The 2,474-nt window shown below is 71.8% G+C and carries 2 protein-coding genes; one reads left to right on the top strand and one right to left on the bottom strand.

The window, feature by feature from the left end; all coding sequences use genetic code 11:
• Positions 1 to 2: 2 nt before the first annotated feature.
• Entirely contained in the window at positions 3 to 1,442 is a 1,440-nt protein-coding gene (locus VHK87_RS02170; protein ID WP_329633255.1) for an amidase, read from the bottom strand.
• Positions 1,443 to 1,625: 183 nt separating this feature from the next.
• On the opposite strand from VHK87_RS02170, the gene VHK87_RS02165 reads away from it, so the two are divergent.
• A complete protein-coding gene (locus VHK87_RS02165) occupies positions 1,626 to 2,252 on the top strand; it encodes an alpha-ketoglutarate-dependent dioxygenase AlkB (RefSeq protein WP_329633254.1) in 627 nt (208 codons plus the stop codon).
• Positions 2,253 to 2,474 lie beyond the last annotated feature (222 nt).

The following is a 2,474-nucleotide window of genomic DNA, read 5'->3' as shown; positions in this document are numbered from 1 at the left end:
ACTCAGGCATGCGCGAGCAGCGCCGTTTCGGGCCGGCGGTGCGCCCACGGCCTGGCCTGCTCCAGCTGGGCGGCCAGGCGGAACAGGGTCGCCTCGTCGGCGTAGCGGCCGGTGAACATCATCCCGAGCGGCAGGCCAGACGCGCTCCAGGCCAGCGGCAGCGACATGGACGGCTGGCCGGTGAAGTTGAACGGCGGCGTGAACGGGAAGTGGCGGCCCTGGGCCTTGTCGAAGGCCTCGAGATCCTCGCCGGTCGGGTCGAGCTCGTCGAGCCTGGGCGGCGGCGTGCCGAGCACCGGCTGGAAATAGACGTCGAAGGGCGCGAGGCTGCGGAGGATCTGGCGGTTCATGGCCCGGAGCTCCTGCCAGCCCCACAGCGCCTCCTGGCCCGAGATCCGCTTGCCGGCCTCATAGCCCCGGCGGGCGAGCGGTCCCAGCTCGTGCGGCTCGGGCTCGCGGCCCAGGGCCTCGACCCGCCGCTTCATGCCCGCCGAGAAGTTGGCCGCCGAGACCCGGCTCTGGGCCCGGTAGAGCTTGCGCCAGTCAATGTCGAGGTCGTGCGGCACGAGCTCGTGGCCGAGGCCTTCAAGCAGCTTCACAACGTCCTCGAAGGCGGCCTGCACCTCCGGATCGATCGGCCGGCCCGAGGCTGTGCGGCTGGAGAAGCCGATCCGCAGCTTGCCCGCCGGCGTGGCGATCTCCTGAAGGTAGGACCGCGCCTTCGGCGGCGGGGCGTAAGGGCTGTCGTCCTCCGGGTAGCCGGTGGCGTCCAGCATGGCGGCGCTGTCGCGCACCGTGCGGCTGACCACATGATCGACGGAGAAGCCGATCGCCCGGTCGTAGTCGTCGGGCCCGTTCGGGTTGCGGTCCCGCGTGACCTTCAGGCCGACGAGGCCGCAGCAGGCCGCGGGGATGCGGATCGAGCCCAGGCCGTCGCTGGCGTGGGCCAGGGGAACGATCCCGGCCGCCGTGGCCGACGCCGCGCCGCCCGACGAGCCGCCGGAGATGTGCTCCGGGTTCCAGGGGTTGCCGCAGGGGCCGAGGCGGTGGGAGTTGGTGACGCCCGGGATGCCGTACTCCGGCGTGTTGGTCTTGCCGACCAGCACGACGCCAGCGGCGCGGTAGCGGGTGACGAGCTCGCTGTCGCGGGCGTCGGGCGCGTCAGGCGCAAAGCGGCTGCCGGAGGTGCGGGGCCAGCCCTTCACCTCCAGGCCCAGGTCCTTGATCAGGAAGGGCACGCCGGCGAAGGCCCCGGAGAGCGGGCCGCGGGCGGTCTCCCTCGCCTCGTCGTAGGCCTTGTAGACCACGGCGTTCAGGCGGGGATTGAGCCGCTCGATCCCCTCGATGGCCGCCTCGACCAGCTCGGCGGCGGTGACCTCGCCCTTGCGGACCAGCTCGGCCAGGCCGAGCCCGTCGTGGGCGGCATATTCGTCGAACCGCATGATGGGAAGTAAGCGCCCGATGCGCGGCGCTGTCACGCGTGACGCTGGGGAACTTCATTCCGCTCGTCCCGGCGGAAGCCGGGATCCAGGCTGACTCTCCGCGGGCGCGGCCTCCGGAATGGATCCCGGCTCTCGCCCGGACGAGCGGTTCAAAAATACAAGCGCACCCCCCACATCCCGCCGATGGCTCTCGCCCAACCCAGCCTGTTCGACACACAGCCGCAGCTGCCGGAGGGCTTCCGCTACGAGCCTGAGATCATCACGCCGGATGAGGAGCAGGCGCTCGTCGCGCACTTCGAGGCCCTGGCCTTCAAGGCCTTCGAGTTCCACGGCTTCCTCGGCAAGCGCCGCGTCGTCTCCTTCGGCTGGCGCTACGACTTCAACGGCGGCGGACTCGGGCGCGCCGAGGACGTCCCCGACTTCCTTCTGCCGCTGCGCGAGCGGGCCGCGGCGTTCGCGGGCCTGCCCCCCGACACCCTCGAGCACGTCATGGTCAGCCAGTACCCGCCGGGCGCCGGCATTGGCTGGCACAAGGACCGGCCCGACTTCGACAAGGTTATCGGCGTCTCGCTCGCCGCGCCGGGCCTGTTCCGCCTGCGCCGCCGCCGCCAGGGCGGCTTCGATCGCGCCGCGTTGACCGTGGAGCCCCGCTCCGCCTACGTCATCGACGGCCCTGCCCGCCGCGAGTGGGAGCACTCCATCCCGCCGGTGGAGGCCCTGCGCTACTCGGTGACCTTCCGGACCCTGCGGGCCCGCGCGAGAGCCAGATCCATCCCCGCTCGTCCCGGCGAATGCCGGGAGCCAGACTGACTCTTCGCTGTCCCCGCCTCCGGCGGGTGCTGGCTTTCGCCGGGATGAGCGGTTTGGGGGCGGGAGTTGCGGCAGAGCCGATGTTGTGACACCCCTCCGCCGACCTTTCGGAAGGACCGCCATGCCCGACCCGCAACCCGGATCCGTGTACGAGCTCGCCCACGAGGCCGAGGTGGAGAACCTGGCGACCTTCGCGGTGCTGGTGGACAACGAGCCGGGCGT

Source organism: Phenylobacterium sp. (assembly GCF_036263695.1).
Classification (GTDB): Bacteria; Pseudomonadota; Alphaproteobacteria; order Caulobacterales; family Caulobacteraceae; genus Phenylobacterium.
The sequence above is the reverse complement of the archived record's forward strand: the minus strand, read 5'-3'. Positions and strand labels throughout refer to the sequence as shown.

What these genes read in the sequence shown, in the direction of transcription:
- VHK87_RS02170 (WP_329633255.1), bottom strand. Translation starts at nt 1,442, where the DNA reads ATGCGGTTCGACGAATATGCCGCCCACGACGGGCTCGGCCTGGCCGAG.
- VHK87_RS02165 (WP_329633254.1), top strand. Translation starts at nt 1,626, where the DNA reads ATGGCTCTCGCCCAACCCAGCCTGTTCGACACACAGCCGCAGCTGCCG.